The following is a 24,931-nucleotide window of genomic DNA, read 5'->3' as shown; positions in this document are numbered from 1 at the left end:
GATTTAGCGGAACCTCATGTTAGATACGCCACATGTCGCAGTCCGGGACGCTCATCCTGATCATGTCCATCGCCGTCCTGGCGCCTTTGCCGGCGTACGGAGTGGCGCGATGGCTGCCCGTGCCGCTCGTCATCTTCGAGATCCTGCTGGGCATCCTGGTCGGCCCGGACGTGCTGGGCTGGGCGGGCGACGGCCAGGTCATCGACACGCAGTCGAACCTCGGCCTGACGATGCTCATCTTCCTCGCGGGCTACGAGATCGAGTTCGGCAAGGTCCGCGGGGACACCCTGAAGCGCGCCCTGTGGGCATGGGGCACCGCGCTGGCGCTGGGGCTCGGCGTGGCCACCCTGCTGACGGACTGGTCGCGCTGCTGACGGACTGGTCGCGGGGCGTCTACATCGGTACGGCCCTCACCAGCACCGCCCTCGGCACGGTCCTGCCCGTGCTGCGGGACGCCGGGGATCTGAAGTCCCGGTTCGGCTCGGTGATGATGGCCTTCGGTGCGGTGGGGGAGTTCGGGCCGGTCATCGCCATGGCGCTGCTGCTGAGCGGCCGTTCGCCAGGGCGCTCGGCGGCGCTGCTCGCCGCGTTCGCCCTGCTGGCGGCCGGTGCGGTGTGGTGGGCGCTGCGTCCGAGGCCGGCGTGGTTCTCCCGGGTGATCGCGAAGACCCTGCACAGCAGTGGGCAGTTCGCCGTACGGCTGGTCGTGCTGCTGCTCGCTGTGATGCTCGGCATCTCGGGGGCGCTCGGCGCCGACACCCTGCTCGGGGCCTTCGCCGCCGGGCTGATCACCCGTCTGATGCTGCACGGGGCGGCCCCGGAGCGCGCGGGTCCGGTCCTGGAGAAGGTCCAGGCGATGGGGTTCGGCTTCCTCGTGCCGGTGTTCTTCGTCGTCACCGGCATCGAGTTCGACCTGCACGCACTCCTGTCCGGCGGCTGGGCGCTGCTGCTCCTGCCGGTCATCCTGCTGCTGTTCCTGGTGATCCGCGGGGGTCCGGTGTACGTCCTCGCCCCGCGCGATCTCCTGCGACGGGACCGGCGCGCCCTCACCCTCCTCGCGTCGACCGCGCTGCCGCTGGTCGTGGCGATCACCACCATCGGGGTCGACGACAAGGTGCTGAAGTCGGCGGACGGTGCGGCCCTGGTCGGGGCCGCGATGGTGTCGGTGCTGGTGTTCCCACTGGTGGCGCTGAGGCTGCGGCTGCGAGGGGAGCGGACGCCCGAGCCGGTCGGGGAGTCGCTCACGGAGTCGGAGTCGTGGTGAGACCCGGTCTGCCGAGCCGGTCGCCGACGAGTGGGTCGAGATAGCCGACCAGCGCGTTCTTCACTTCCCGGACGTACGCGTCCCGCTCGGCGCCCTCGTGGGCGAGGATCAGCTCCAGGCCCGCCTTGTAGATGCCCAGGACCATGTGGGCGGTGCGGTTGACGTCGGCGGGGGCCGCCTCCGGCAGGAGTGAGGTCATCAGCGTTTCGAGGCGTCTGATGACGCCCGCGTGCAGCGCGTCGTGGTCCTCGGCCATCCGGCCGGGGATGTCCGGGCCGTGCATCAGGGCGAAGAACACCGGATGGTCGCAGTTGAAGGCGATGAACCGGTCCACGGCGGCACCGACCACCTCCTCCAGCGGCGTGGCGGGGTCGACCGGGGCGAGCGCCTCGCCGTACGCCGTCTGCATCTCGTGCACGAGCCGGCCGCCGAGCTCGATCGCGATCGCTTCCTTGTTCGGGAAGAACTGGTAGAGCGTGCCGGGCGACACCCCGGCCTCGCGGGCGATGGCGTTGGTGCTGGCCGCGGTGTAGCCCGTGGTCGTGAACACGGTGGCCGCCGCCTCCAGCAACTGGGCGATCCGGCGCTCGCCGCGCGCCTGACGGCGGCGCGGCTGCTCCTTCTCCTCGTTCTCGGGCACGCGTTATCCCCAGTTCTCCGCACACGGTTGACAAACACGAGCGGCCGCTCGCATTCTGGAAATGCGAGCGATCTCTCGTGTTTTGCATTCTACGGTTTCCACGGTGAAGGGGACACCGCACCATGACCGAAGTCAACAGCCCACCCCGGGTCGGCCGATGGACCCGCATCGTCACCGCCCGGCCCAGGTTGTCGCTGCTCGCGGCCCTGGTACTCACAGTCCTCGCCGTGCTGGCCGGCAGCGGGGTCGCCGATCGTCTGGGCGCGGGCGGCTGGGAGGACCCGGCCGCGGAGTCCACGTATGCCACCAAGGCGCTGGAGCGCGAGTTCCCGGCGTCCCAGCCCAACCTCCTGCTGCTCGTCGACGCGGGCGGCACCTCGGTGGACGACCCGGCGGTGGCCGCGGAGGCCAACCGCCTCACCGCGCGCCTGACCGCGGAGCCGGGCGTCACAGGAGTCGGCTCCTACTGGTCCGCCAAGTCACCGGCCCTGCGCGCCGAGGACGGCCGCGAGGCACTGATCGCCGCCCGCATCACGGGCGACGAGAAGCAGATGGGCGAGACCCTCGACCGCATCGCCCCCTCCCTCCGGGGCACGCACGGACCGGTCGAGGTCGAGATCGGCGGCGTCGTCGCGGTGCGGCACGAGATGCAGACGATCATCCAGGAGGACCTCACCCGGGCCGAGATGATCGCCCTGCCGATCACCCTCCTGCTGCTGGTGATGGTCTTCGGCAGCGCGATCGCCGCCCTGCTGCCGCTCGGCATCGGCATCGTCGCGATCCTCGGGACCAACGCCGTGCTGCGCGGTCTGACCGAGTTCACCGATGTCTCCGTCTTCGCGATGAACCTCACCACGGCCCTCGGACTGGGCCTGGCCATCGACTACGCACTGTTCATCGTGCGCCGCTTCCGGGAGGAACTCGCCACCGACGCGGACCCGTTGACGGCGGTCGCCACCACCCTGCGCACAGCGGGCCGCACCGTCCTCTTCTCCGCCCTCACGGTCGCGGTCTCCCTGGCGGCGATGCTCCTCTTCCCGCAGTACTTCCTGCGCTCGTTCGCCTACGCCGGCATGGCGGTCGTCCTCCTCGCCGCGGCCGCCGCCCTGATCCTGCTCCCGGCCGCCCTGGTCCTGCTGGGGCACCGGGTCAACTCCCTGGACCTGCGCCGGCTGTTCCGGCGCGGGCGGCCGTCCTCGACGGACCCGGGGACCGGCTGGGCCCGCACGGCGAACCTCGTGATGCGCCGCGCCCCGTTCTTCGCGCTGGGCACCACAGCCGTCCTCGTCCTGCTGGGACTCCCTTTCCTGGGCGTGAAGTTCGGCACCGCGGACGACCGCCAGCTGCCCGCCTCCGCCGAGTCCCACGTCGTCCAGCAGCACCTCCGCGACGGCTTCCCGGGCAGCCCCGGCGGCGGCCTCGAAGTACTCGCCGAGGGGAAGGCGACGCCGGCGCAGTACGCCGCCTACAAGGAGCGGATCGCGACCCTTCCCGGGGTCCAGCGGGTCGACGGCCCGCTGGTGAAGGCCGACTCGGCGTACTTCACGGTCCAGCCCAGGGGTGAGGCGGTGGACGACGAGGCCCAGCACCTGGTCGGCGAACTGCGCGCCACCAAGGCCCCCTTCGACACCAAGGTGACGGGCACGGCAGCCGTCCTGGTCGACTCCAAGCACGCGATAGGAGACCGCCTGCCGTGGGCTGCCGCCTTCATAGCGGCAGTCACTCTCCTGTTGGTCTTCCTGCTGACGGGAAGCATCCTGATCCCGATCCAGGCGGTCCTTCTCAACGCTCTCAGCCTGACGGCGATGTTCGGCGCGGTGGTCTGGGTCTTCCAGGACGGCCACCTCTCCAGCCTCCTCGGCTTCACCAGCCCGGGCTCCATCGAGACCACCCTCCCGGTCCTGATGTTCTGCGTTGCCTTCGGTCTCTCCATGGACTACGGCGTCTTTCTCCTCTCCCGCATCAAGGAGGAGTACGACAGGACGGGCGACCACGAGGAGGCGGTCCGCCACGGCCTGCAGCGCACCGGAGGCCTGATCACAGCGGCGGCCGTCATCCTGGCGGTGGTGATGGTGGCGATAGGCACATCGAGGGTGACCAACACGAAGATGCTGGGCCTGGGCATCGCGCTGGCGGTCCTGATGGACGCGATGATCATCCGCAGCCTGCTGGTCCCGGCAGTGATGAGGCTGACGGGACGGGCGACGTGGTGGGCACCGAAAGCTTTGCAGCGCTTCCACGAACGGTTCGGTCTGAGCGAGGGGGAAGTGAACCCACCCAGGGGCGCGGGGCTGTATCGATATGCGGCTCCGCCGCGGGGCGCGACCAGCCACGATGGACCCGCAGACGACAACGGCGACGGGATGGCAGATGCGAGCGGTTCTCTTCGAACAATACGGCGAACCTCTGGAGGTACGTGAGGTCCCCGACCCCCGGCCGGCCCCCCACGGAGTCATCGTCCGCGTAGAAGCCACCGGCCTCTGCAGAAGCGACTGGCACGGCTGGCAGGGCCACGACCCCGACATCACCCTCCCGCACGTACCAGGCCATGAACTCGCCGGCGTGATCGAGTCGGTCGGCACCAGCGTGAGCGCCTGGCGCCCCGGCGACCGAGTGACCGTCCCCTTCGTCTGCGCCTGCGGCACCTGCCCCTCCTGCGCGTCCGGCGACCACCAGATCTGCGAGCGCCAGACACAGCCCGGCTTCACCCACTGGGGCTCGTTCGCCCAGTACGTGGCGCTGGACCACGCCGACGTGAACCTGGTGACCGTGCCGGAGGACATGTCCTTCACCACCGCGGCCTCCCTGGGCTGCCGTTTCGCCACGGCGTTCAGGGCGGTGGTCCAGCAGGGCAGGGTCTCCGCGGGGGAGTGGGTCGCGGTGCACGGCTGCGGCGGCCTGGGCCTGTCCGCGGTGATGATCGCGGCTGCTTCGGGGGCCAGGGTGGTGGCAGTGGACGTGTCTCCTCAGGCCCTCGCCCTGGCAAGGAAGTTCGGCGCGGCGGAGTGCGTGGACGCCACCGGCGGGAAGGACACCTCGGCGGCGATCCGCGACCTCACCGGCGGCGGCGCTCATCTCTCCCTGGACGCTCTCGGCTCACCGGCCACCTGCGCCGCCTCGGTCAACTCCCTGCGCCGCCGCGGCCGGCACATCCAGGTCGGTCTGCTGCCCTCGCCGGACGGCACGACCCCGGTCCCGATGGCCCGCGCGATCGCCCTGGAACTGGAACTCCTCGGCAGCCACGGCATGGCCGCCCACACCTACCCGCCGATGCTGGAGCTGGTCAGGTCGGGTGCCCTGCGACCCGACCTGCTGGTCACGTCCACGATCACACTGGACGCCACCCCTGACGCCCTCGCCGCGATGGGGACGACTCCCGGAGCGGGGGTGACGGTCATCGAGCCGTGGAGCTGAGGGCGGCCCAGTCGCGGTCGAGGATGCCCATGACCACCCAGTCCACCCACTCGCCGTCCCGCAGATCGGCCTCCCGGCGCACCCCTTCGACCACGAACCCGACCTTCTCGTAGACCCGCAGGGCGCGGGGGTTGTGGCCGTAGGACTCCAACTCGATCCGGTGCAACCCGAGTTGCTCGAAGCCGTACCCGACAACAAGGCGGGTGGCCTCGGTGCCGAGCCCCCGCCCGCGACCCCCGGGGCCGATGAGTGTGCGGAAGGTACAACTGCGGGCGTGGGCGTCCCACTCGTACAGGACGACCTCGCCGACCAGTTCGCCGGTGACGCGGTCGGTGACGGCGAGGTCGAGCCGGTCGGGCTGCTCGGACCGGGAGCCGTACCAGGACCGCAGCCGCTCCGGGGTGAGTTCGGCGGCGGGCGGGCCGGTGAAGCGAAGGACCTCGGGGTCCTCGATGATCTCCGCCATGCCCTCGGCGTCCGCCTCGGTGAACGGCCGCAGCACAGCTTTGTCGCCGGTCAGCACGGGCTTGACGGAGAAGTCGCTCATCCGGCGACTGTGTCAGACGCCGACTCCTCGCGGGTCCTGTTTTTCGTCGGATCGAGCGGGTGCCCGCGCCCGGCACAGGCACCCGAAGCGGCCGGGCCGGCCGGTCTCAGTCCTCTCTTCGCCCCCGGTTGCCCGGCCTGGACGCGACCCACGCGCGCACGGTGCCCGCGTACCAGAAGGGCTTGCCGCCCTCGACATGGTCGGGCGGCGGCAGTAGCCCGTGCTTGCGGTACGACCGTACGGTGTCCGGCTGCACACGGATGTGCGCCGCGATCTCCTTGTACGACCAGAGCCTTCGGTCGGTCATGTGGTGCACCTCCCCGCGCGCACCGCGGCGGCGGCCGGGAACGGCCGTCGGGGGTACCGGGCGCTGCGCTGGCGATCACAAAGCCTGTGCCTCGTGAACGACTTACGGTGGCCGTGAGTCAGTGCCTGTGTGCCGGGTGTGACAGGGAGCCCGCGTATACGCGACATGTGTGACACGGAGGGGGAGTTTGTGACAGAGGTGACGCAAAGGCGTACGCGGGCGTAAGGGCGCGGCGCGTTGACTTATGGCACGAGGTCGCGGTTGAGGAGCCCCGCCTGCTCTCGCGCGGAGTCGGGTGCGAGCGGTACACACCCGGGCCCGCCGAGGAGGACCTCGCTCGCGCAGCTTCCTTCCAGCAGCCCCCAGCGGCTGAGGCGGGCCCGCTCCTCGGTGTCCAACTCACCCACGCTGTCGTAGTCCACCAGCCGCTCGACCTCCAAGGCCCCGAGCACCCGCATCTGCTTGCGGAAGACCCGTATCGGCAGGATCCGGTCGACGGGCCGGACCCCCGCCCGCGCGAAGCTCGGCATCGAGGTGTGAGCTCCCCCGAAGAGCACGGTCGGCGGTTCGCCCACGCATTTCGCCAGGGTGGGCCGGACCCGCTGCGCCGGGCCCGGCCCACCGGCTCCCCCCGGACGTCCCCCGGATCGACCGGCTGGACGCACACAGCCTGCGATCAGGCGAGCCTGTCGGTCTTGGAGAAATCCGCACTCCGTCCCGGCGTACCGGACGTGAGGACCAGGCTCGTCGCCTCACCGTCCATCCGGTCCCCGGGCGGGGCGGCGGTGATCGGCAGTCGCCGGGCCGTGGTGAACTCCCGTGGGGTACACCCCGTCATCGCCTTGAACTCGCCGCTCAGATGCGCCTGGTCGTAGTACCCGCAGGCCGCCGCGGTCTCCGCCTGCCCGTGTCCCGCGGCGAGCAGCCGCCGGGCCCGCTGCAACCGCAGGACTCTCGCCGCCGCCTTGGGTCCCAGCCCGATCTGCTCCCGGAACCGGTTCTCCAGCTGCCGCACACTCCACCCCACCTCCTCGGCGAGCCGTCGCACCGGTATGACCCCACCGGTCCGCACGAGCTCCGCCCACGCCCGCACCACCCGCCCCGAGCAGGGAGTACCGGCCTGCGACCACCGTGTGAACACCTCGTCCAGCAGCCGGAACCGCTCCTCCCAGGACGGCAACGCGGCCAGCGCCCCGGCGAGTTCACCGACCCGCCGGTCCAGGGAGTGGGGGCGTACGTCGGGGTCGACGGTGCGATTGGCGAGCTCGTACTGGGGAGTGCCGAAGAGGGTGAACGCGGCCCAGGGAGCCAACATCACCTCGACACCGGAGAGCCGTCCCCCGTGCTCACCGACGGCGGGCGTGGTGGTGGGGCCGCAGTAGACGGAGACGAGGGTGTCGGGGGCCCGTCCCGCCCGACTGATCCGCACGGGCTGATCGAACCCCAGCAACAAGGTGGCGGCCCCGACCGGCGTCTCGAGCCGCCGCCGGGGCCGATCCATGGCCAGCCGAACCCCGCGATAGCTGAGCACCCCGGGCCGCAACCGGGGATGAGGCGTCCCGAGGGCGAACTCCCAGGACCCGTCGACTCCGTACCCAGAGCGAATGAGCACCATGGGTACCACTATGCCGACGGTGGGGGAACCTACCCAGGGGCGCGGGGAACTGCGCGACCAGCCCCCACACCCCCGCAGACGAGCGACTACGCCCCGCAAGACCTCAAGAACGCCCGAGTCCGCTGAGCAATCGGCAACGGCGCATCCGGCGCACACGGATACATGTCCTGCTCGACGATCGCGAACAGATCCACGTCCAGCCCCGCGGCAGCCTCCAGCACAGGACCGAGCGCCGGCACACCGGACGGCGGCTCACACATCACACCCTGAGCCACAGCCGGCCCGAACGGCGTCCCCTTCGAGCGCACGTCCGCCAGGATCTCCGGATCCACCTGCTTGAGGTGCAGGTAGCCGATCCGCGACCCGTACGTCTCGATCAGCTTGACGCTGTCGCCGCCGCAGTACGCGTAGTGCCCGGTGTCCAGGCACAGCGACACCAGGGAGGAGTCCGTCGCGTCCAGGAACCGGACCACGTTCTCCTCGCTGTCGATGTGGGTGTCGGCATGCGGATGGACGACGATCTGGAGGCCGTACTCGTCCTTCACCCGCTGCCCGAGCCGCTCGGTCAGCGAGCTGAGGTTGCGCCACTGCTCGGGCGTGAGCGTGTCGGACTCCAGCACCTCACCCGTCTTGTCGTCCCGCCAGAACGACGGGATCACGACCAGGTGCTTGGCACCCATGGCCTGCGCGAGCACCGCGTTGTCCGCGACATGCGCCCAGGTCTTCTCCCACACGGCCTCGCCGTGGTGCAGGCCGGTGAAGACGGTGCCCGCGGACACCTTCAGGCCACGCCGGGAGACCTCCTCGGTGAGGACCGTGGGATCGGTCGGCAGATACCCGTACGGCCCCAGCTCGATCCACTCGTAGCCGGAGTCCGCGACCTCGTCGAGGAAGCGCTGCCAGGGGACCTGCTGGGGGTCGTCGGGGAACCACACACCCCAGGAGTCGGGAGCCGAGCCGATCCGGATGCGGGACAGTGAGGGCTGAGGTGCGGCTGTCATGCCGGTCAGCTTCGGTTCGGACAGCAAGCGCTGTCAAGGTCTCGTCCGAATGTCTGGACAAAACATTGACAGGGCTCGCCGTCCGGGGCTACAAACGCCCAGAGAGCCGACGCAGGTACGAAGGGAAGCCGATGGCGTACGACCTGATCACCATGGGGCGGATCGGTGTGGACCTGTATCCACTCCAGACCGGTGTCCCGCTGCCGCAGGTGACGTCCTTCGGCAAGTTCCTGGGGGGCTCGGCGACGAACGTCGCGGTCGCTGCGGCACGCCTGGGACGGCGGACCGCGGTGATCACCCGCACCGGCGACGACCCCTTCGGTGCCTATCTGCACGAGGCCCTCCAGGGCTTCGGCGTGGACGACCGCTGGGTCACCCCGGTCCCCGGCCTGCCGACCCCCGTCACCTTCTGCGAGGTCTTCCCGCCGGACGACTTCCCGCTGTACTTCTACCGGCAGCCCAAGGCCCCGGACCTGGAGATCGACGCCCACGAGCTGGGCCTAGACGCGATCCGCGAGGCGAGCGTCTTCTGGGTCACCGGCACCGGCCTGAGCGAGGAGCCCAGCCGTACGGCGACGCTCGCGGCCCTCGCCCACCGGGCCAAGGCCGGCACCACGGTCTTCGACCTGGACTGGCGCCCGATGTTCTGGAGCGCCCCGGCCACGGCCCGCCCCTTCTACGAAGAGGCCCTGCGCCACACCACCGTCGCCGTCGGCAACCTCGACGAGGTCGAGGTCGCGACCGGCGTACGCGAGCCGCACGCCGCCGCCCGCGCCCTCCTGGACGCCGGTGTCGAACTGGCGGTCGTCAAGCAGGGCCCCAAGGGCGTCCTCGCCGTCAACAGCAAGGGCGAGTCCGCCGAGGTCCCGCCCCTGCCCGTGAACGTCCTCAACGGCCTCGGCGCCGGTGACGCCTTCGGCGGCTCCCTCGTCCACGGCCTCCTCGAAGGCTGGGACCTGGAGAAGATCATGAGTCACGCCAACGCGGCCGGCGCCATCGTCGCCTCCCGTCTGGAGTGCAGCTCGGCGATGCCGACCACCGACGAGATCGAGAGCGCGATCGCGGCGGGAGCGGTTCTGTGAGCGTCGACATCGCGGAACTCGTCCGCCTGCGCGCCGAACGCCCCGAGGCGATCGCCGAAGCCGCCGCCCGCCGTCCCCGGCGCCCCCTCCTGGGCGACAGCGGCCGTCTGATGATCGTCGCCGCCGACCACCCCGCCCGGGGCGCGCTCGGCGTCGGCGGCAACCGGATGGCCATGGCCAACCGCGCCGAACTGCTGGAACGCCTGGTCCTCGCGCTGTCCCGCCCCGGTGTGGACGGGGTCCTCGCGACCGCCGACATCCTCGACGACCTGCTCCTCCTCGGCGCCCTCGACGGCAGGGTCGTCATGGGCTCGATGAACCGCGGCGGCCTCCAGGGCGCCAGCTTCGAGCTCGACGACCGCTTCACCGGCCACCGCCCCGAGGACATGGAGCGCCTCGGCTTCGACGCCGGCAAGCTGCTGCTCCGCATCGACTACGACGACCCGGGCTCCCTCACCACCATGGAGTCCACGGCCCGCGCCATCGACGACATGGCCGCACGCCGACTCCCCGTCTTCGTCGAGCCGTTCATCAGCGGCCGGACCACCGAGGGCAAGGTCAGGAACGACCTGTCCGCCGAGGCCGTCACCAAGTCGATCGCCATCGCCTCGGGTCTGGGCGGCAGTTCGGCCTACACCTGGCTCAAGGTCCCGGTCTGCGACAACCCCGACGACATGGGCGAGGTCATGGCTGCCTCCACGCTGCCCGCCGTACTGCTCGGCGGCGAGGTCGGCGACGACCAGGACGGCGCGTACGAGAAGTGGCGCGGCGCCCTGCAACTGCCCACCGTGCGCGGCCTGGTGGTCGGCCGTTCGCTGCTGTACCCGGCGGACGGCGACGTGGCCGCCGCCGTGGACACCGCCGTAGGACTGCTGTGAGGGCCGCCGCATGACACAGAACGAGCTGTACGTCCCCAAGGGCGCCTCGACCAACGCCCAGTACACGGTGGACATCGACCCCAAGCGGGCCGGCTGGACCCACAGCAGCCTGCGCATCGTCGAGCTGGCGCCCGGGGGCACGCACACCTTCACCACCGGTGACAGCGAGTGGATCGTGCTTCCGCTGGAAGGCGGCTGTACCGTCCACGTAGGTAGTGGAGAGTTCCAACTCCTGGGCCGGGAAAGCGTGTTCGCCGGAGTCTCGGACTTCGCGTACGTGCCCCGGGACGCCCAGGCATCGATCGCCTCCGGCGCGGGAGGCCGCTTCGCCCTGGCAGGAGCGAAGTGCGAGCGACGACTCCCCGCCCGCTACGGCCCCGCGCCGGAGGTCCCCGTCGAGGAACGCGGCAGCGGCACCCAGTTGCGGCATGTGCGCAACTTCGCCTCCGCCGACGCCTTCGACTGCGACAAGCTCATCGCCGTCGAGGTCATCACACCCGGCGGCAACTGGTCCTCGTACCCGCCGCACAAGCACGACGAGAACCGGCCCGGCATCGAAGCCGAGCTGGAGGAGATCTACTACTTCGAGATCGACGGCCCGAACGGTTTCGGCTATCAGCGCGTATCTCCCTCCCGTGAGGGCGGTTCCGACGTCCTCGCCGAGGTCCGCTCCGGCGACGCCGTGCTCGTCCCCGACGGCTGGCACGGTCCGTCCATCGCCCAGCCCGGCCACGACATGTACTACCTGAACGTCATGGCGGGACCGGGTGAGACGCGGGAGTGGCGGATCTGCTTCCACCCGGACCACACCGAGGGGTACCGATGACGATCCGCCTGACCGTCGCGCAAGCGCTGGTCCGCTTCCTCGCCGCCCAGTACACCGAACGCGACGGCGTACGGCAGCGGTTGATCTCCGCGACCTGGGGCATTTTCGGCCACGGCAACGTGGCCGGGCTCGGCCAGGCATTGGTCGAGTACGGCGACGAGATGCCCTTCCACCAGGGCCGCAACGAGCAGTCCATGGTGCACGCGGCCGTCGGCTACGCACGTCAGTCGAACCGCCTCTCCACCCACGCGGTGACGACCTCGATCGGCCCGGGCGCCACCAACCTGGTGACGGGCGCGGCCCTCGCGACCATCAACCGCCTCCCGGTCCTGCTCCTCCCCGGTGACATCTTCGCCACCCGTGTCGCCGACCCGGTCCTCCAGCAGCTGGAGGTCCCGTACGCCGGTGACATATCGGTCAACGACAGCCTGCGCCCGGTGTCGAAGTACTTCGACCGCGTGACCAGGCCGGAAGCCCTGATACCGGCCGCCCTCCAGGCCATGCGCGTCCTCACCGACCCCGTCGAGACCGGCGCCGTCACCCTCGCGCTTCCCCAGGACGTCCAGGCCGAGGCCTACGACTGGCCGGACGAGTTCTTCGCCGAGCGCACCTGGGTCGTACGACGTCCGGGTGCCGATCCCACCGAACTCGCCGAAGCGATCAGGGCGATCAGGTCGGCTCAGCGGCCCCTCGTCATCGCCGGCGGCGGAGTCCACCACAGCCGCGCCGAGGAGGCCCTCGCCGAGTTCGCGAGCGCCACCGGCATCCCGGTCGCCTCCACCCAGGCCGGCAAGGGCTCCCTGCGCCACGACCACCCCCAGGACGTCGGCGGCGTCGGCCACACCGGCACCGCCACCGCCAACGAACTGGCCCGCCAGGCCGACCTGGTGATCGGCGTCGGCACCCGCTACACCGACTTCACGACGGCCTCCGGCACCCTGTTCACCGGTGACGGCGTCCGTTTCCTCAACCTCAACATCGCCTCCTTCGACGGCCACAAGCTCGCCGGGATGCCGCTGGTCGCGGACGCCCGCAGCGGCCTGACGGAGCTCACCGAGGCACTCCAGATGCACGCCCACCGCGTCACGGGCACGTACGTCGACGAGTACACGCTCGACAAGGAGCGCTGGGAGCAGCGCGTCGACGCCTGCTACGAGGCCGACGAGCCCGACATCAGGCCGACCCAGCCGCAGGTCCTCGGCGCCCTGGACGCCCTGGTCGACGAGTCCGACGTGATCATCAACGCGGCCGGCTCCCTCCCCGGCGACCTGCACAAGCTGTGGCGCGCCCGGTCGAGGGACCAGTACCACCTGGAGTACGGCTACTCCTGCATGGGCTACGAGATCCCGGCCGCCATCGGTGTGAAGATGGCCGCCCCCGACCGCAACGTCTGGGCGCTGGTCGGCGACGGCACGTACCTGATGATGCCGACGGAGATCGTCACGGCCGTACAGGAGGGCATCGCCATCAAGCTTCTCCTGATCCAGAACCACGGCTACGCCTCCATCGGCGGCCTGTCCGAGTCGGTCGGCGGCGAGCGGTTCGGCACCGCCTACCGCTACCAGTCCGACGACGGCACCTACACGGGCGCCCCGCTGCCCGTGGACCTGGCCGCCAACGTGGCCAGCCTCGGTATGCGCGTGCTGCGCGCGAAGACCGTACGAGACCTCCGCGCCGCACTCGAAGAGGCGCGGGCCGCCGACACTCCCACATGTGTCTACGTCGAGACCGAAACGGCAGACACAGTGTCGGGCGCGCCTCCGGCGCAGGCCTGGTGGGATGTTCCTGTGGCCGAGACCGCGACGCGCGCGTCCGCGGTGAAGGCCCGCGAGCTGTACGAACGGCACGTCTCAACCCGACGCCGCCATCTCTGAAAGGGAGTACTCGGTCATGACGAAGATCGTCAACCACTGGATCGGCGGCAAGACCGTCGAGGGCGCGTCGGGGAACTACGGGCCGGTCACCGACCCGGCGACCGGCGCGGTCACCACCAACGTGGCGTTCGCCTCGGTCGACGAGGTCGACGCCGCCGTAGCCGCCGCCAAGGACGCGTTCGCGACCTGGGGCACCTCGTCGCTCGCCAAGCGGACCACGATCCTGTTCCGCTTCCGGGCCCTGCTTGAGGCGAACCGGGACGCGATCGCCGAGCTGATCACCGCCGAGCACGGCAAGGTGCACAGCGACGCGCTCGGCGAGGTCGCGCGCGGCCTGGAGATCGTCGACCTGGCGTGCGGGATCACCGTGCAGCTGAAGGGCGAGCTGTCGACGGAGGTCGCGAGCCGCGTCGACGTCTCCTCGATCCGCCAGCCGCTCGGTGTCGTCGCGGGCATCACGCCGTTCAACTTCCCGGCGATGGTCCCGATGTGGATGTTCCCGATCGCCATCGCGACCGGCAACACCTTCGTGCTGAAGCCGTCCGAGAAGGACCCGTCGGCCTCCATCAAGATCGCCGAGCTGCTGGCCGAGGCCGGTCTGCCCGACGGTGTCTTCAACGTCGTCCACGGCGACAAGGTGGCCGTCGACCGCCTCCTGGAGCACCCGGACGTCAAGGCCGTCTCCTTCGTCGGCTCGACCCCGATCGCCCGCTACATCCACACCACGGCCTCCGCGAACGGCAAGCGCGTCCAAGCCCTCGGCGGCGCCAAGAACCACATGCTGGTCCTGCCGGACGCCGACCTGGACGCGGCGGCCGACGCCGCCGTCTCCGCCGCCTACGGTTCCGCGGGCGAGCGCTGCATGGCGATCTCCGCGGTCGTGGCCGTCGGCTCCATCGGCGACGAGCTCGTCGAGAAGATCCGCGAGCGTGCCGAGAAGATCAAGATCGGCCCCGGCAACGACCCGACCTCCGAGATGGGCCCGCTCATCACGAAGGTGCACCGCGACAAGGTGGCGTCCTACGTCACGGGCGCGGCGGCCGAGGGCTGCGAGGTCGTCCTGGACGGCTCCGGCTTCACGGTCGAGGGCTTCGAGGACGGCCACTGGATCGGCATCTCCCTCCTCGACAAGGTCCCGACCACGGCGAAGGCCTACCAGGACGAGATCTTCGGCCCGGTCCTGACCGTGCTGCGCGTCGACACCTACGACGAGGGCATCGCCCTCATCAACGCCTCGCCGTTCGGCAACGGCACCGCGATCTTCACCCGGGACGGCGGCGCCGCCCGTCGCTTCCAGCTGGAGGTCGAGGCCGGCATGGTCGGCGTGAACGTCCCGATCCCGGTCCCGGTCGGCTACCACTCCTTCGGCGGCTGGAAGGACAGCCTGTTCGGCGACCACCACATCTACGGCAACGACGGCACGCACTTCTACACCCGCGGCAAGGTCGTCACCACCCGCTGGCCCGACCCGGCCGACGGCCCGACGGGCGTGGACCTGGGCTTCCCGCGCAACCACTGAGTCCTGTGGCGAGGGGGGCGGCCGTGCACCGGCCGCCCCCCTCGCTGTCGCGTCAGCCGAGGTGGTCGAAGGAGCCGACCGTGCCGTCGGCCAAGTCCGCGGTCAGCCGTCCTCCCAGTTCCGCCAGCAGGGCTGGCCAGGCCAGCACCCCGCCACGACCGTTGTGGTGGAGCCGGAGTGGCCGTTCGACGACGTCTGGCCGGTGCCGGTCGAGGCGATGCCGACGGCTGTGGCGATCAGGGCGGTGGTGGCCACGGCCAGGGGCAGGGCCTTGGTGATGAGTCGTTGCATCGCTGCGTTGATCCTTTCGCGCAGTGGGGGTTGCGATAGATCATCAGCTTGTGTGATCAGTGACCCCCGAGTCAATGTGAACTTTCAAGCAATTCGGCGTCCTACCGCGCCCGCAGTACACCGCACCCGCCCCGTACTCCGGTGGGATGGCCCGCAGTTCACCCCCCGGTCGATAACTCACCGACAGCTCCACCCCGTACCGTTGACGCATGGATCTTCGACGCCCCCGGAAGCCGCGTCGGCGCTGGATCGCCGCCGCGGCCTCCGTCGTCGTCCTAGCCGCTGCCGGGACATGGACGGCCGCCGCCTCTGACGACCCACCCCCGGTACACCGCACGAACCAGATCATGGCGATCGACGGCGTCCGCATCGACACCTCGTACTTCACGACGCCCGGCACCGAAAGGCGCCCCGCGGTCCTCATAGGCCACGGCTTCGGCGGCAACAAGAACGACGTACGCCGACAAGCCGAAGACCTCGCGAGAGGCGGCTACGCGGTCCTCACCTGGTCCGCCCGAGGCTTCGGAAAGTCGACGGGCAAAGTCGGCCTCAACGACCCCGACGCCGAGGTCGCCGACGTCAGGAAGCTGATCGACTGGCTGGCGAAGCAACCCCAGGTCCAGCTCGACAAGCCCGGCGACCCCCGGGTCGGCGTGACGGGCGCGAGCTACGGCGGCGCGATCTCCCTCCTCGCCGCCGGCTACGACAGCCGCGTGGACGCCATCGCCCCCGCGATCACGTACTGGAACCTCTCGGACGCCCTGTTCCCGAACGGCGTCTTCAAGAAGCTCTGGGCCGGTATCTTCGTCAACTCCGCGGGCGGCTGCGACAAGTTCGAGCCGCAGATCTGCGCGATGTACGAGCGCGTCGCCGAGTCCGGCACCCCGGACGCCCAGGCCGAGAAGATGCTGGAGGAGCGCTCCCCGTCGGCCGTCGCCAAGAACATCAAGGTCCCCACGCTCCTGATGCAGGGCCAGACGGACTCCCTCTTCCCGCTGAACCAGGCCGACGCCGCCGCGAAGGCGATCCGCGCCAACGGCGCCCCCGTGGACGTCGACTGGATCGCGGGCGGTCATGACGGCGGCGACATGGAGACGAGCCGTATCCAGGGCCGGGTGGCCACCTGGTTCGACCGCTACCTGAAGGACGACAAGGGCGCCGACACCGGCCCCGCCTTCCGCGTCACCCGCACCCTCGGCACCGGCTCCGGCGACGGCGAACCCCGCCTGACCGGCGTCACCGCCGACAGCTACCCGGGCCTGGAGAGCGACGAGCGCAAGGTCGCCCTGACCGGCCGCGAACAGGACTTCGCCAACCCGGCAGGCGCCAGCCCGCCCGCCGTCTCGGCCCTCCCCGGCCTCGGCAGCGCAGGTGGACTCTCCCAGCTCTCCTCCCTCGGCATCGGCGTCTCCCTCGACTTCCCGGGCCAGTACGCGTCCTTCGAATCCGCGCCCCAGCGCGAGGACCTCCAGATCACCGGCTCGCCCACCGTCACGGTCCATGTGAAGTCGACGAGCGACGACGCCGTCCTGTTCGCCAAGGTCTACGACGTCGGCCCGAACGGGCAGCAGAACCTGCCCTCCCAGCTCGTCGAGCCGATCAAGGTCGAGGGCGCCAAGGCCGGCAAGGACGTCACGATCACCCTCCCGGCGATCAGCCACGAGATCGACGACGGCCACCGCCTGCGCCTGGTCCTCGCCTCCACGGACCTCGGCTACGCGTCCCCGACGACCCCGGCGACGTACACCGTCTCCCTGAAGAGCGACCTTCAGGTCCCCACAGCCCTCAGCGAGAAGAACGCCCAGGCCCCCCTGCCCGCCTGGGTGTGGTGGCTGCCGCTGGCCGGCGCGGTCCTCGCCCTCGTCCTCCTGGTCACGGGCCGCCGCCGTACGACGGCCCCCGCCGCCCCCGAGCCCGAGCTCGCCGAAGTCCCCCTCCGGATAACCGACTTGAGCAAGCGGTACGCCAAGTCCGTCGACCGTTACGCGGTCCGCGACCTCTCCTTCAGCGTGGAGAAGGGCCAGGTCCTCGGCCTCCTTGGCCCGAACGGCGCGGGCAAGACCACCACCCTCCGCATGCTGATGGGCCTGATCAAGCCGGACGGCGGCGAGGTCCGCGTCTTCGGTCACGCGATCGCGCCCGGCGCCCCCGTGCTCTCCCGCGTCGGTGCCTTCGTCGAGGGCGCGGGCTTCCTCCCGCACCTCTCGGGCCGGGAGAACCTGGAGCTGTACTGGCAGGCCACCGGCCGCCCGCCCGAGGACGCCCACATGGACGAGGCACTGGAGATCGCCGGTCTCGGCGACGCCCTGGCCCGCGCGGTGCGCACCTACTCCCAGGGCATGCGCCAGCGCCTGGCCATCGCCCAGGCCATGCTGGGCCTGCCGGACCTGCTCATCCTCGACGAACCCACCAACGGCCTCGACCCGCCACAGATCCGTGAGATGCGCGAGGTGATGATCCGCTACGCCGCGGCCGGCCGCACGGTCATCGTCTCCAGCCATCTCCTCTCCGAGGTCGAGCAGTCCTGCACCCACCTCGTGGTCATGGACCACGGCCGGCTGGTCCAGGCGGGCCCGGTCGCCGAGATCATCGGCTCCGGCGACACCCTCCTGGTCGGCACGGCCGCACCCGTCGAGGAGCCCGTGGCCGAGAAGGTCGCGGCCCTGCCGGGCGTGGCGTCGGCGGTCACCACCGACGACGGCCTTCTCGTACGGCTCGACGCCGACGGCAGCGCACAGCGTCTGGTCGCCGAACTGGTCCGCCTCGAGGTCCCCGTGACGTCGGTGGGCCCCCACCGCCGCCTCGAGGACGCCTTCCTCACCCTGATCGGAGACTCCGCATGAGCAGCACGCTGACCGAGCGCGCGGAGGTCGCCGACGGCTACCGGGCGGGCCGTACGCTGCCCGTCAGGGTCGAGCTGGTACGGCAGTTGAAGCGCCGCCGCACCCTCGTGATGTTCGGCATCCTGGCCGCCCTGCCCTTCGTCCTGCTGATCGCCTTCCAGTTGGGCGGCGGTCCCGACTCGGGCAACAACCAGGCCGGCCTGATGGACACGGCCACCCTGTCCGGCCCGAACTTCGCCGCGGTGAACCTCTTCGCCTCCGCGGGCTTCCTGCTGGTGATCCCCGTCGCGCTGTTCTGCGGGGACACGGTCGCCTCGGAGGCCAGCTGGTCCTCCCTGCGCTATCTGCTCGCCGCCCCCGTGCCGAGGGCCCGTCTCCTCTGGTCCAAGCTCGTCGTCGGCCTCACCCTGAGCCTGGTCGCGATGCTCCTGCTCCCGCTGACCGCCCTCGCGGTCGGCACGGTCGCCTACGGCTGGGGTCCGCTCCAACTCCCCACCGGCGGCTCCCTGGAGGCGGGCACGGCGGCCGGACGCCTGCTGATCACCGTGGCGTACATCTTCATCTCCCAACTGGTCACCGCCGCCCTGGCGTTCTGGCTCTCCACCCGCACCGACGCCCCGCTCGGCGCGGTCGGCGGCGCCGTCGGCCTGACCATCGTCGGCAATGTGCTGGACCAGGTGACGGCCCTCGGCGACTGGCGCGACTTCCTCCCCTCGCACTGGCAGTACGCGTGGCTGGACGCCGTACAGCCGAAGGTGCAGTGGTCCGACATGATCCAGGGCACGTCACTGTCGATAACGCTCGCCCTGGTGCTGTTCGCCCTGGCCTTCAGGGGTTTCGCCCGCAAGGACGTGGTCTCGTAGGTCAACGGAAGATCTCCCACCGGTCTCAACGGGCCGTCTCCGTGCCCCCTTCGATACCCATCCGCAACGCTCCGTAGCGCACGTTCCGACCCCCTGGCCCGTCACAGTCGCAGAAGCCGACGCCAACAGGCCCAGGGGGTACGGACGATGGAGCGACAGCGAACACGACAGGTGATGCTCGCCCTGACACTGGCGAGCGGCCTACTGCTCACCGGCTGCGGCGGGGGCGCGGACGGAAGCAAGAGCAGCTCGGACGGAGCGAGGGGCGGCTCGTACGACTCGGGCTTCCCCGCCCCCAACCAGCCACAGGGCGAGCAGGACTCCGACGAGTCCCGCGGCGACTACGACACCCCGGCACCCGACTACCTCTCCACCTTCGCCCTCGACGTCGACACCGCCTCCTACGGCTACGCCCGCCGCACCCTTGCCGAGGGCCGCCGCCCCGACCCCTCGACGATCCGCCCCGAGGAGTTCGTCAACAGCTTCCGCCAGGACTACGACCGCCCCGACGGCAACGGCTTCACGGTCACCGTCGACGGCGCCCGCACCGACCAGGACGACTGGTCCCTGGTCCGGGTGGGCCTGGCCACCCGCGAGGCCTCCGACCAGGAGGGCGAACGCCCGCCCGCCGCACTCACCTTCGTCATCGACATCTCCGGCTCCATGGCCGAACCGGGCCGCCTCGACCTCGCCCAGCAGTCCCTCGACACCATGACGGAACGCCTGCGCGACGACGACTCGGTCGCGATCGTCACCTTCAGCGACCAGGCCGAGACGGTCCTTCCGATGACCCGCCTCGGCGACCACCGCGACCGGGTCCACGAGGCGATCGACAGCCTGGAGCCGACGTACTCCACCAACCTCGGCGCGGGAGTCGAGACCGGCTACGAGACGGCCGTCGACGGCCTGCGCGAGGGCGCCACCAACCGGGTCGTCCTCATCTCCGACGCCCTCGCCAACACCGGCGACACCGACGCCGACTCCATCCTCGACCGCATCGACGGCGCCCGCCGCGAACACGGCATCACGCTCTTCGGCGTGGGCGTCGGCAGCGACTACGGTGACGCCCTGATGGAACGCCTCGCCGACAAGGGCGACGGCCACACCGTCTACGTCTCCGGCGCCGACGACGCCGAGAAGGTCTTCTGCGAGCAGCTCCCGCAGAACATCGACCTCACGGCCCGCGACGCCAAGGCCCAGGTCGCCTTCGACCCGGAGACGGTCCGGCAGTTCCGCCTCATCGGCTACGACAACCGCCGGGTCGCCGACGACGACTTCCGCGACGACCGCGTGGACGGCGGCGAGGTCGGCCCCGGCCACACCGTCACCGCCCTCTACGCGGTCCGCACCAAGCCCGGCGCGGAAGGCCACCTCGCCACGGCCACCGTCCGCTGGCAGGACCCCAAGTCCCGTGCCCCGCACGAGAAGTCGGCCGAGCTGGAGACCTTCGACGACTCCCTGCGGGAGGCGGACCCCCGCTTCCAGGTCGACGCGGTGGCCGCCTATTTCGCCGACGCCCTGCGGGACACCTACGCCGACAAGCGCCTGCCGGGCAGGCCGTCCCTCGGTGAACTCGCCGACTGGGCAGACGAGTTGGGAGACCGCACCGAGGACGGCGCGGTGCGCCGGCTCGCCGACACCATCCGCCAGGCCCGGCACCTCACGGACTGACGCCGGACCCGTTGACCTTTTCTTACCTGCGAGTAAGTTGTCCAGCCAGTCGGAGCCGACCGGGGAGCCACGATGGGCGTACGCAAGGATCTGAAGCGGGCGAAACACCGGGCGGGCCGGAGCGCGGTCGAGGTCGTCAAGGACGCGGACGGTGTCGTACGGGAGGCCCGGACAGCGCCCCTCGCCCCGCCCACGACCACCGGCAGCATCGCCGACCTCCCCTTCACCAACGCGGCCGAGACCCCCGACGCGGTGGTGCTGCGCCGCAGGGAGGAAGAGGGCTGGCGTCCGGTCACCGCCCAGGAGTTCGCCGACGAAGTCACCGCCGTGGCCAAGGGGTTGATCGCCGAGGGGCTCGAACCGGGCGGTCGGGTCGCGGTGATGTCCCGCACCCGCTACGAATGGACGGTCCTGGACTTCGCGATCTGGGCGGCCGGCGGGCAGACGGTCCCGGTCTACGCCACCTCCTCCGCCGAGCAGGTGGAGTGGATCGTCCGGGACTCCGGAGCCCGCCACTTCTTCGTGGAGACCTCGGACAACCTGGCCACCGCGACCGCCGCCGACTGTCCGCCCCCTGATTTCGTGCGCTACTTCCAGATCGACAGACACGACCTGGCCGCCCTCGGGTCCAAGGGGCTCGGCGTTGCCGACGAGGAGATCACCAAGCGCCGAGCCGCCCTGACCCCCGACACCATCGCCACCGTCTGCTACACCTCCGGCACCACAGGCCGCCCCAAGGGCTGCGTCCTCACCCACGCCAACCTGCACGCCGAGGCCGCCAACACCGTCGAGCTGCTCCACCCCATCTTCAAGGAGGTCACCGACCAGACCGCCTCCACCCTCCTCTTCCTCCCGCTCGCCCACATCATGGGCCGCACCCTCCAGATCGCCTGTCTGATGGGCCGTATCGAGATCGGCCACTGTCCGAGCATCAAGCCCGACGAACTCCGGCCCGCGCTCAAGGAGTTCCGCCCGACCTTCCTGGTCGGCGTCCCGTACCTCTTCGAGAAGATCCACGCCACCGGCCGCGCCACCGCCGAGAAGCTGGGCCGCGGCGCCTCCTTCGACCGCGCCCACCGCATCGCCGTCCGCTTCGGCGAGGCCTACCTGGACAAGTTCCTGGGCCGCGGCAAGGGGCCCGGCCCCGGCCTCTACGCCGCCTGGGGCCTGTACGACCTGCTGGTCTACCGCCGTATCCGCAAGGAACTCGGCGGCCGCATGCGTTACGCCATCAGCGGCGGCTCACCCCTCGACCGCGAGCTCAACCTGTTCTTCTCGGCGGCCGGGATCATCATCTACGAGGGCTACGGCCTCACCGAGACCAGCGCCGCCGCCACCATCGTCCCGCCCCTCAGCCCCCGCCCCGGCACGGTCGGGCAGCCGATTCCCGGCACCGCGGTCCGCATTGCCGACGACGGCGAGGTCCTCATCAAGGGCGGGGTCGTCTTCGGCGCCTACTGGAACAACCCGGCGGCCACCGACGCCGTCCTGAAGGACGAGTGGTTCGCCACCGGTGACCTTGGAGCCCTCGACGAGGACGGCTATCTCACCATCACCGGCCGCAAGAAGGACCTTCTCGTCACCTCCGGCGGCAAGAACGTCTCCCCGGCCGTCCTGGAGGACCGGCTGCGCAGCCAGGCCCCCGTCGGCCAGTGCCTCGTCGTCGGCGACAACCGCCCCTTCGTCGCCGCCCTGATCACCCTCGACCCCGAGGCGATGGCCCACTGGCGGTCGGTCCGGGGGCTGCCCGCAGGCACCCCGCACTCCGAGCTCGTGAAGGACGAACGACTGCGTGCCGACATCCAGAAGGCCGTCGACCACGCCAACGCGGCCGTCTCCCGCGCCGAGTCGATCCGCGCCTTCCGGCTGGTCGAGGGGGAGTTCACCGAGGACAACGGCATGCTCACGCCGTCCCTGAAGGTCAAGCGGCACGTGGTGACGGCGGCGTACGCGCAGGAGATCGAGGAGCTGTACCGCAGGTGATCATGTGACACGAAAACGGCGGGTCACCGTAGATCCGGTGACCCGCCGCGGCCGAGCGGTGGCTCAGTTGTTGTCGGTGCCGTTGGCCGACAGGACCGGGATGTCGTTGAGGACGTGCGAGAGCGGTTCGTCGCCCTTGACCGCGGTGGAGTTCTCGACGCACTGCTGGTTCTGCGGGGCCGACAGGACCGGGATGTCCTGGACCGCGACCGGTACGACGCCCACGATGGAGCCGGCGCTCGCCTTGGCCGGAAGGCCGAGGCAGGGCTTGTTCAGTGAGCCCTGGACGAGCGCCAACTGCGGGCTCATGTCGCCGGCCGTGGACGAATTGCCGAACGACTGGACGGCGTCGCTGCCACTGACGGTCGTGGTGTCACCGTCGTCGGCGGTCGCCAGGGCCTGGGGGGCGGCCATGACCGAGACGCCGACGACGGAAGCGGCAACGGCCGCGGTTGCCCACAGCTTCTTCATAGTGGTTCCCTTCGAAAAGCGGAATTCGGCGTGGAGTTACGTGACCACCAACGGCTCAATGTCGCCCTGGGTTGCATAAATTGACCCGATTGGCCCAGTTGCCGAGGGGGTGAGCCGGGTCGTGAACGACAGGCCAATGGGCCGCCGACAATTCGGCGGCCCATTGGCGGAATCTGGCGAGTCCGGCTCAGTTGTTGTTGGTGCCGTTGGCGGACAGGACCGGGATGTCGTCCAGGACGTGCGAGAGCGGTTCGTCGCCCTTGACCGCGGTGGAGTTCTCGACGCACTGCTGGTTCTGCGGGGCCGACAGGACCGGGATGTCCTGGACCGCGACCGGTACGACGCCCACGATGGAGCCGGCGCTCGCCTTGGCCGGAAGGCCGAGGCAGGGCTTGTTCAGTGAGCCCTGGACGAGCGCCATCTGGGGGCTCATGCCGCCGTACGTGGCCGAATTGCCGTACTGCTGGACGGCACCACTTCCGCTGGTGGACGTCGTGTCACCGTCGTTACCGGTTGCCAGCGCACATGGTGCGGCGGCAACCGAGGCGCCGACGACGGAAACGGTGACCGTGGCGGCGGCCATGATCTTCTTGATCACTTGCTAGTCCCTTCTGGAAAAGCTCCGTCCACCGGAGCACCCGGGTTCAACTGGCGCCGCCACGCATGGTTGCTCCCTTTCACTCCGATGGCCCACCTGGGTGAAGTTCCGAAGCCAATCCCGGCGCATCCTGCTGACCCGGGGTGTACTTGCCGTCGGTGAAGATGGCTCTGTGCCGGCTGCGGACACCGGCTGACTCACGGCCCGCTCGGTGACCGCTCGGGCCGCCCCGATCCTTCCTCACATGGGTTGCCCGAGCCTCTCCGTGAATCGCCTCTCCGCTTCCGGGCAAGGCATTCGAGTGAATTCCTGCCATGGTGGCGTTCCGCAGTTGCTTCGGCCGTCTATCACTCGTTTACAGCCTGCAGGTCATGGCGCGAGCCTTCATCCAGTGCTCGCTCGGTTCCGGCCGACACAGAGGCATGACCGCAGAGAAAGGGAAGGAAACCCATGAAGAAGAGCGCTGCTGTCGTCGCGGGTGCGGTCATGGCGATGGGACTGGCCGCCCCCGCTTTCGCGGACACGGACGCCAACGGTTCCGCCGCGAGTTCCCCGGGAGTCCTCTCGGGCAACGTGATCCAGGTTCCCCTGCACGTCCCCGTCAGTGCGTGCGGCAACACGGCCAGCGTCATCGGCCTGCTGAACCCGGCGTTCGGCAACGGCTGCGTCAACGGCTGACGCCGTCTCGTCAGCCGGCCTGGCTGTCATGGCCGGTCTTGGGAAGCCCCTTCGGCGCCAAGGCCGGCTTTCCACTTCTCAAGCAGGAAGACAACGAAAAAGTGCGACAGACCCTGAGCAGGGGAACGATCGTGGCGGCCGCCGCCGCGACGAGCATCCTGTCCCTGTACACCACGGCCGCCTTCGCCGACTCGGATGCGGCTGGGGCCACCGAGACCTCACCCGGTGTCCTCTCGGGCAACAACGTCCAGGCGCCGGTGAGCATTCCGGTGAATGTGTGCGGGAACTCCGTCGACGCGATCGGCGTTCTGAACCCGGCGTTCGGCAACTCGTGCGCGAACGGCGACTCGGGTAACACCATGTTGGACACCGTGCCGCAGCAGGCTGCTGCCTCCGGAGAGTCTTCGGACTCACCCGGTGTCCTCTCGGGCAACAACGTCCAGGCGCCGGTGAGCATTCCGGTGAATGCGTGCGGGAACTCCGTCGACGCGATCGGCGTTCTGAACCCGGCGTTCGGCAACTCGTGCGCGAACGGCGACTCGGGTAACACCATGTTGGACACCGTG

The 24,931-nt window shown here is 70.2% G+C and carries 22 protein-coding genes and 1 pseudogene; 14 read left to right on the top strand and 9 right to left on the bottom strand.

Annotated elements, in window-relative coordinates; all coding sequences use genetic code 11:
- Positions 1-32: 32 nt before the first annotated feature.
- A pseudogene (locus AB0D34_RS44440) lies at positions 33-1,264 on the top strand (cation:proton antiporter).
- Here AB0D34_RS44440 and AB0D34_RS44435 read toward each other — a convergent pair.
- Complete coding sequence (locus AB0D34_RS44435; protein ID WP_362673241.1) at positions 1,242-1,904, bottom strand: TetR/AcrR family transcriptional regulator; 663 nt, start codon at positions 1,902-1,904, stop codon at positions 1,242-1,244. The pseudogene AB0D34_RS44440 and the gene AB0D34_RS44435 sit on opposite strands and share 23 nt — an antisense overlap.
- Before the next feature lie 122 nt (positions 1,905-2,026).
- Here AB0D34_RS44435 and AB0D34_RS44430 point away from each other — a divergent pair, with 122 nt between their 5' ends.
- Together AB0D34_RS44430 and AB0D34_RS44425 are read left to right on the top strand one after the other, a co-directional pair.
- Positions 2,027-4,324, top strand: coding sequence for an MMPL family transporter (locus tag AB0D34_RS44430; protein ID WP_362673239.1), 2,298 nt, complete (start codon positions 2,027-2,029; stop codon positions 4,322-4,324).
- Positions 4,275-5,318, top strand: coding sequence for a zinc-dependent alcohol dehydrogenase family protein (locus AB0D34_RS44425; protein WP_362673238.1), 1,044 nt, complete (start codon positions 4,275-4,277; stop codon positions 5,316-5,318). Before AB0D34_RS44430 ends, AB0D34_RS44425 begins: the two co-directional genes overlap by 50 nt.
- Here the strand turns inward: AB0D34_RS44425 and AB0D34_RS44420 are convergent.
- From AB0D34_RS44420 to AB0D34_RS44400, 5 genes are all read right to left on the bottom strand, one after another.
- On the bottom strand, positions 5,299-5,865 hold the full coding sequence (locus AB0D34_RS44420; RefSeq protein ID WP_362673235.1) for a GNAT family protein: 567 nt from the start codon (positions 5,863-5,865) through the stop codon (positions 5,299-5,301). The genes AB0D34_RS44425 and AB0D34_RS44420 overlap by 20 nt on opposite strands.
- A 106-nt stretch (positions 5,866-5,971) precedes the next feature.
- Positions 5,972-6,172 (bottom strand): MerR family transcriptional regulator, encoded by a 201-nt coding sequence (locus tag AB0D34_RS44415; RefSeq protein ID WP_362673232.1) that lies wholly within the window; start codon positions 6,170-6,172, stop codon positions 5,972-5,974.
- A 242-nt stretch (positions 6,173-6,414) separates the two neighbouring features.
- The gene (locus AB0D34_RS44410) at positions 6,415-6,702 is read right to left on the bottom strand and encodes a hypothetical protein (protein WP_362673230.1); all 288 of its coding nucleotides are present in this window, start codon (positions 6,700-6,702) and stop codon (positions 6,415-6,417) included.
- 146 nt (positions 6,703-6,848) lie between these two features.
- A complete protein-coding gene (locus AB0D34_RS44405; RefSeq protein WP_362673228.1) occupies positions 6,849-7,787 on the bottom strand; it encodes a helix-turn-helix domain-containing protein in 939 nt (312 codons plus the stop codon).
- Positions 7,788-7,873: 86 nt separating this feature from the next.
- On the bottom strand, positions 7,874-8,788 hold the full coding sequence (locus tag AB0D34_RS44400; RefSeq protein WP_362673227.1) for a sugar phosphate isomerase/epimerase: 915 nt from the start codon (positions 8,786-8,788) through the stop codon (positions 7,874-7,876).
- Between the two features lie 131 nt (positions 8,789-8,919).
- Between AB0D34_RS44400 and iolC the strand changes: the two genes are divergently transcribed.
- From iolC to mmsA, 5 genes are read left to right on the top strand one after another with little or no spacing between them, the layout of a single operon-like run.
- Positions 8,920-9,870, top strand: a complete 951-nt coding sequence (gene iolC, locus AB0D34_RS44395) for a 5-dehydro-2-deoxygluconokinase (RefSeq protein ID WP_362673224.1) — start codon at positions 8,920-8,922, stop codon at positions 9,868-9,870.
- Positions 9,867-10,748, top strand: coding sequence for a deoxyribose-phosphate aldolase (locus AB0D34_RS44390; RefSeq protein ID WP_362673218.1), 882 nt, complete (start codon positions 9,867-9,869; stop codon positions 10,746-10,748). The genes iolC and AB0D34_RS44390 overlap by 4 nt, the downstream gene beginning before the upstream one ends.
- Positions 10,749-10,758: 10 nt before the next feature.
- Entirely contained in the window at positions 10,759-11,574 is an 816-nt protein-coding gene (gene iolB / locus AB0D34_RS44385; RefSeq protein WP_362673215.1) for a 5-deoxy-glucuronate isomerase, read from the top strand.
- Positions 11,571-13,448, top strand: coding sequence for a 3D-(3,5/4)-trihydroxycyclohexane-1,2-dione acylhydrolase (decyclizing) (iolD, locus tag AB0D34_RS44380; RefSeq protein ID WP_362673212.1), 1,878 nt, complete (start codon positions 11,571-11,573; stop codon positions 13,446-13,448). The genes iolB and iolD overlap by 4 nt, the downstream gene beginning before the upstream one ends.
- A gap of 16 nt (positions 13,449-13,464) precedes the next feature.
- Positions 13,465-14,967 (top strand): CoA-acylating methylmalonate-semialdehyde dehydrogenase, encoded by a 1,503-nt coding sequence (gene mmsA / locus AB0D34_RS44375; protein ID WP_362673210.1) that lies wholly within the window; start codon positions 13,465-13,467, stop codon positions 14,965-14,967.
- Positions 14,968-15,069: 102 nt separating this feature from the next.
- Here mmsA and AB0D34_RS44370 read toward each other — a convergent pair whose 3' ends face one another.
- The gene (locus AB0D34_RS44370) at positions 15,070-15,258 is read right to left on the bottom strand and encodes a hypothetical protein (protein WP_362673208.1); all 189 of its coding nucleotides are present in this window, start codon (positions 15,256-15,258) and stop codon (positions 15,070-15,072) included.
- A gap of 209 nt (positions 15,259-15,467) precedes the next feature.
- On the opposite strand from AB0D34_RS44370, the gene AB0D34_RS44365 reads away from it, so the two are divergent.
- The 4 genes from AB0D34_RS44365 to AB0D34_RS44350 all read left to right on the top strand — a co-directional run bounded on the left by AB0D34_RS44365 (position 15,468) and on the right by AB0D34_RS44350 (position 22,618).
- The gene (locus AB0D34_RS44365; protein WP_362673207.1) at positions 15,468-18,101 is read left to right on the top strand and encodes an alpha/beta fold hydrolase; all 2,634 of its coding nucleotides are present in this window, start codon (positions 15,468-15,470) and stop codon (positions 18,099-18,101) included.
- A complete protein-coding gene (locus AB0D34_RS44360; RefSeq protein WP_362673204.1) occupies positions 18,098-18,964 on the top strand; it encodes an ABC transporter permease in 867 nt (288 codons plus the stop codon). The genes AB0D34_RS44365 and AB0D34_RS44360 overlap by 4 nt, the downstream gene beginning before the upstream one ends.
- 147 nt (positions 18,965-19,111) lie before the next feature.
- On the top strand, positions 19,112-20,635 hold the full coding sequence (locus AB0D34_RS44355) for a von Willebrand factor type A domain-containing protein (RefSeq protein ID WP_362673202.1): 1,524 nt from the start codon (positions 19,112-19,114) through the stop codon (positions 20,633-20,635).
- Positions 20,636-20,707: 72 nt separating this feature from the next.
- Positions 20,708-22,618, top strand: a complete 1,911-nt coding sequence (locus tag AB0D34_RS44350) for an AMP-dependent synthetase/ligase (protein WP_362673199.1) — start codon at positions 20,708-20,710, stop codon at positions 22,616-22,618.
- Positions 22,619-22,681: 63 nt separating this feature from the next.
- Here the strand turns inward: AB0D34_RS44350 and AB0D34_RS44345 are convergent, their stop codons facing one another.
- Entirely contained in the window at positions 22,682-23,089 is a 408-nt protein-coding gene (locus tag AB0D34_RS44345; protein ID WP_362673196.1) for a rodlin, read from the bottom strand.
- Positions 23,090-23,276: 187 nt separating this feature from the next.
- Entirely contained in the window at positions 23,277-23,687 is a 411-nt protein-coding gene (locus AB0D34_RS44340) for a rodlin (RefSeq protein WP_362673193.1), read from the bottom strand.
- A gap of 450 nt (positions 23,688-24,137) precedes the next feature.
- Between AB0D34_RS44340 and AB0D34_RS44335 the strand changes: the two genes are divergently transcribed.
- Both AB0D34_RS44335 and AB0D34_RS44330 read left to right on the top strand, forming a co-directional pair.
- Entirely contained in the window at positions 24,138-24,365 is a 228-nt protein-coding gene (locus tag AB0D34_RS44335; RefSeq protein ID WP_362673190.1) for a chaplin, read from the top strand.
- 38 nt (positions 24,366-24,403) lie between these two features.
- The coding region (locus AB0D34_RS44330) for a chaplin (RefSeq protein ID WP_362673188.1) at positions 24,404-24,931 on the top strand (528 nt) is incomplete at its 3' end.

Source organism: Streptomyces sp. NPDC048420, assembly GCF_040651535.1.
Taxonomy (GTDB): Bacteria; Actinomycetota; Actinomycetes; order Streptomycetales; family Streptomycetaceae; genus Streptomyces.
This window is presented reverse-complemented; position numbering and strand designations above follow the sequence as displayed.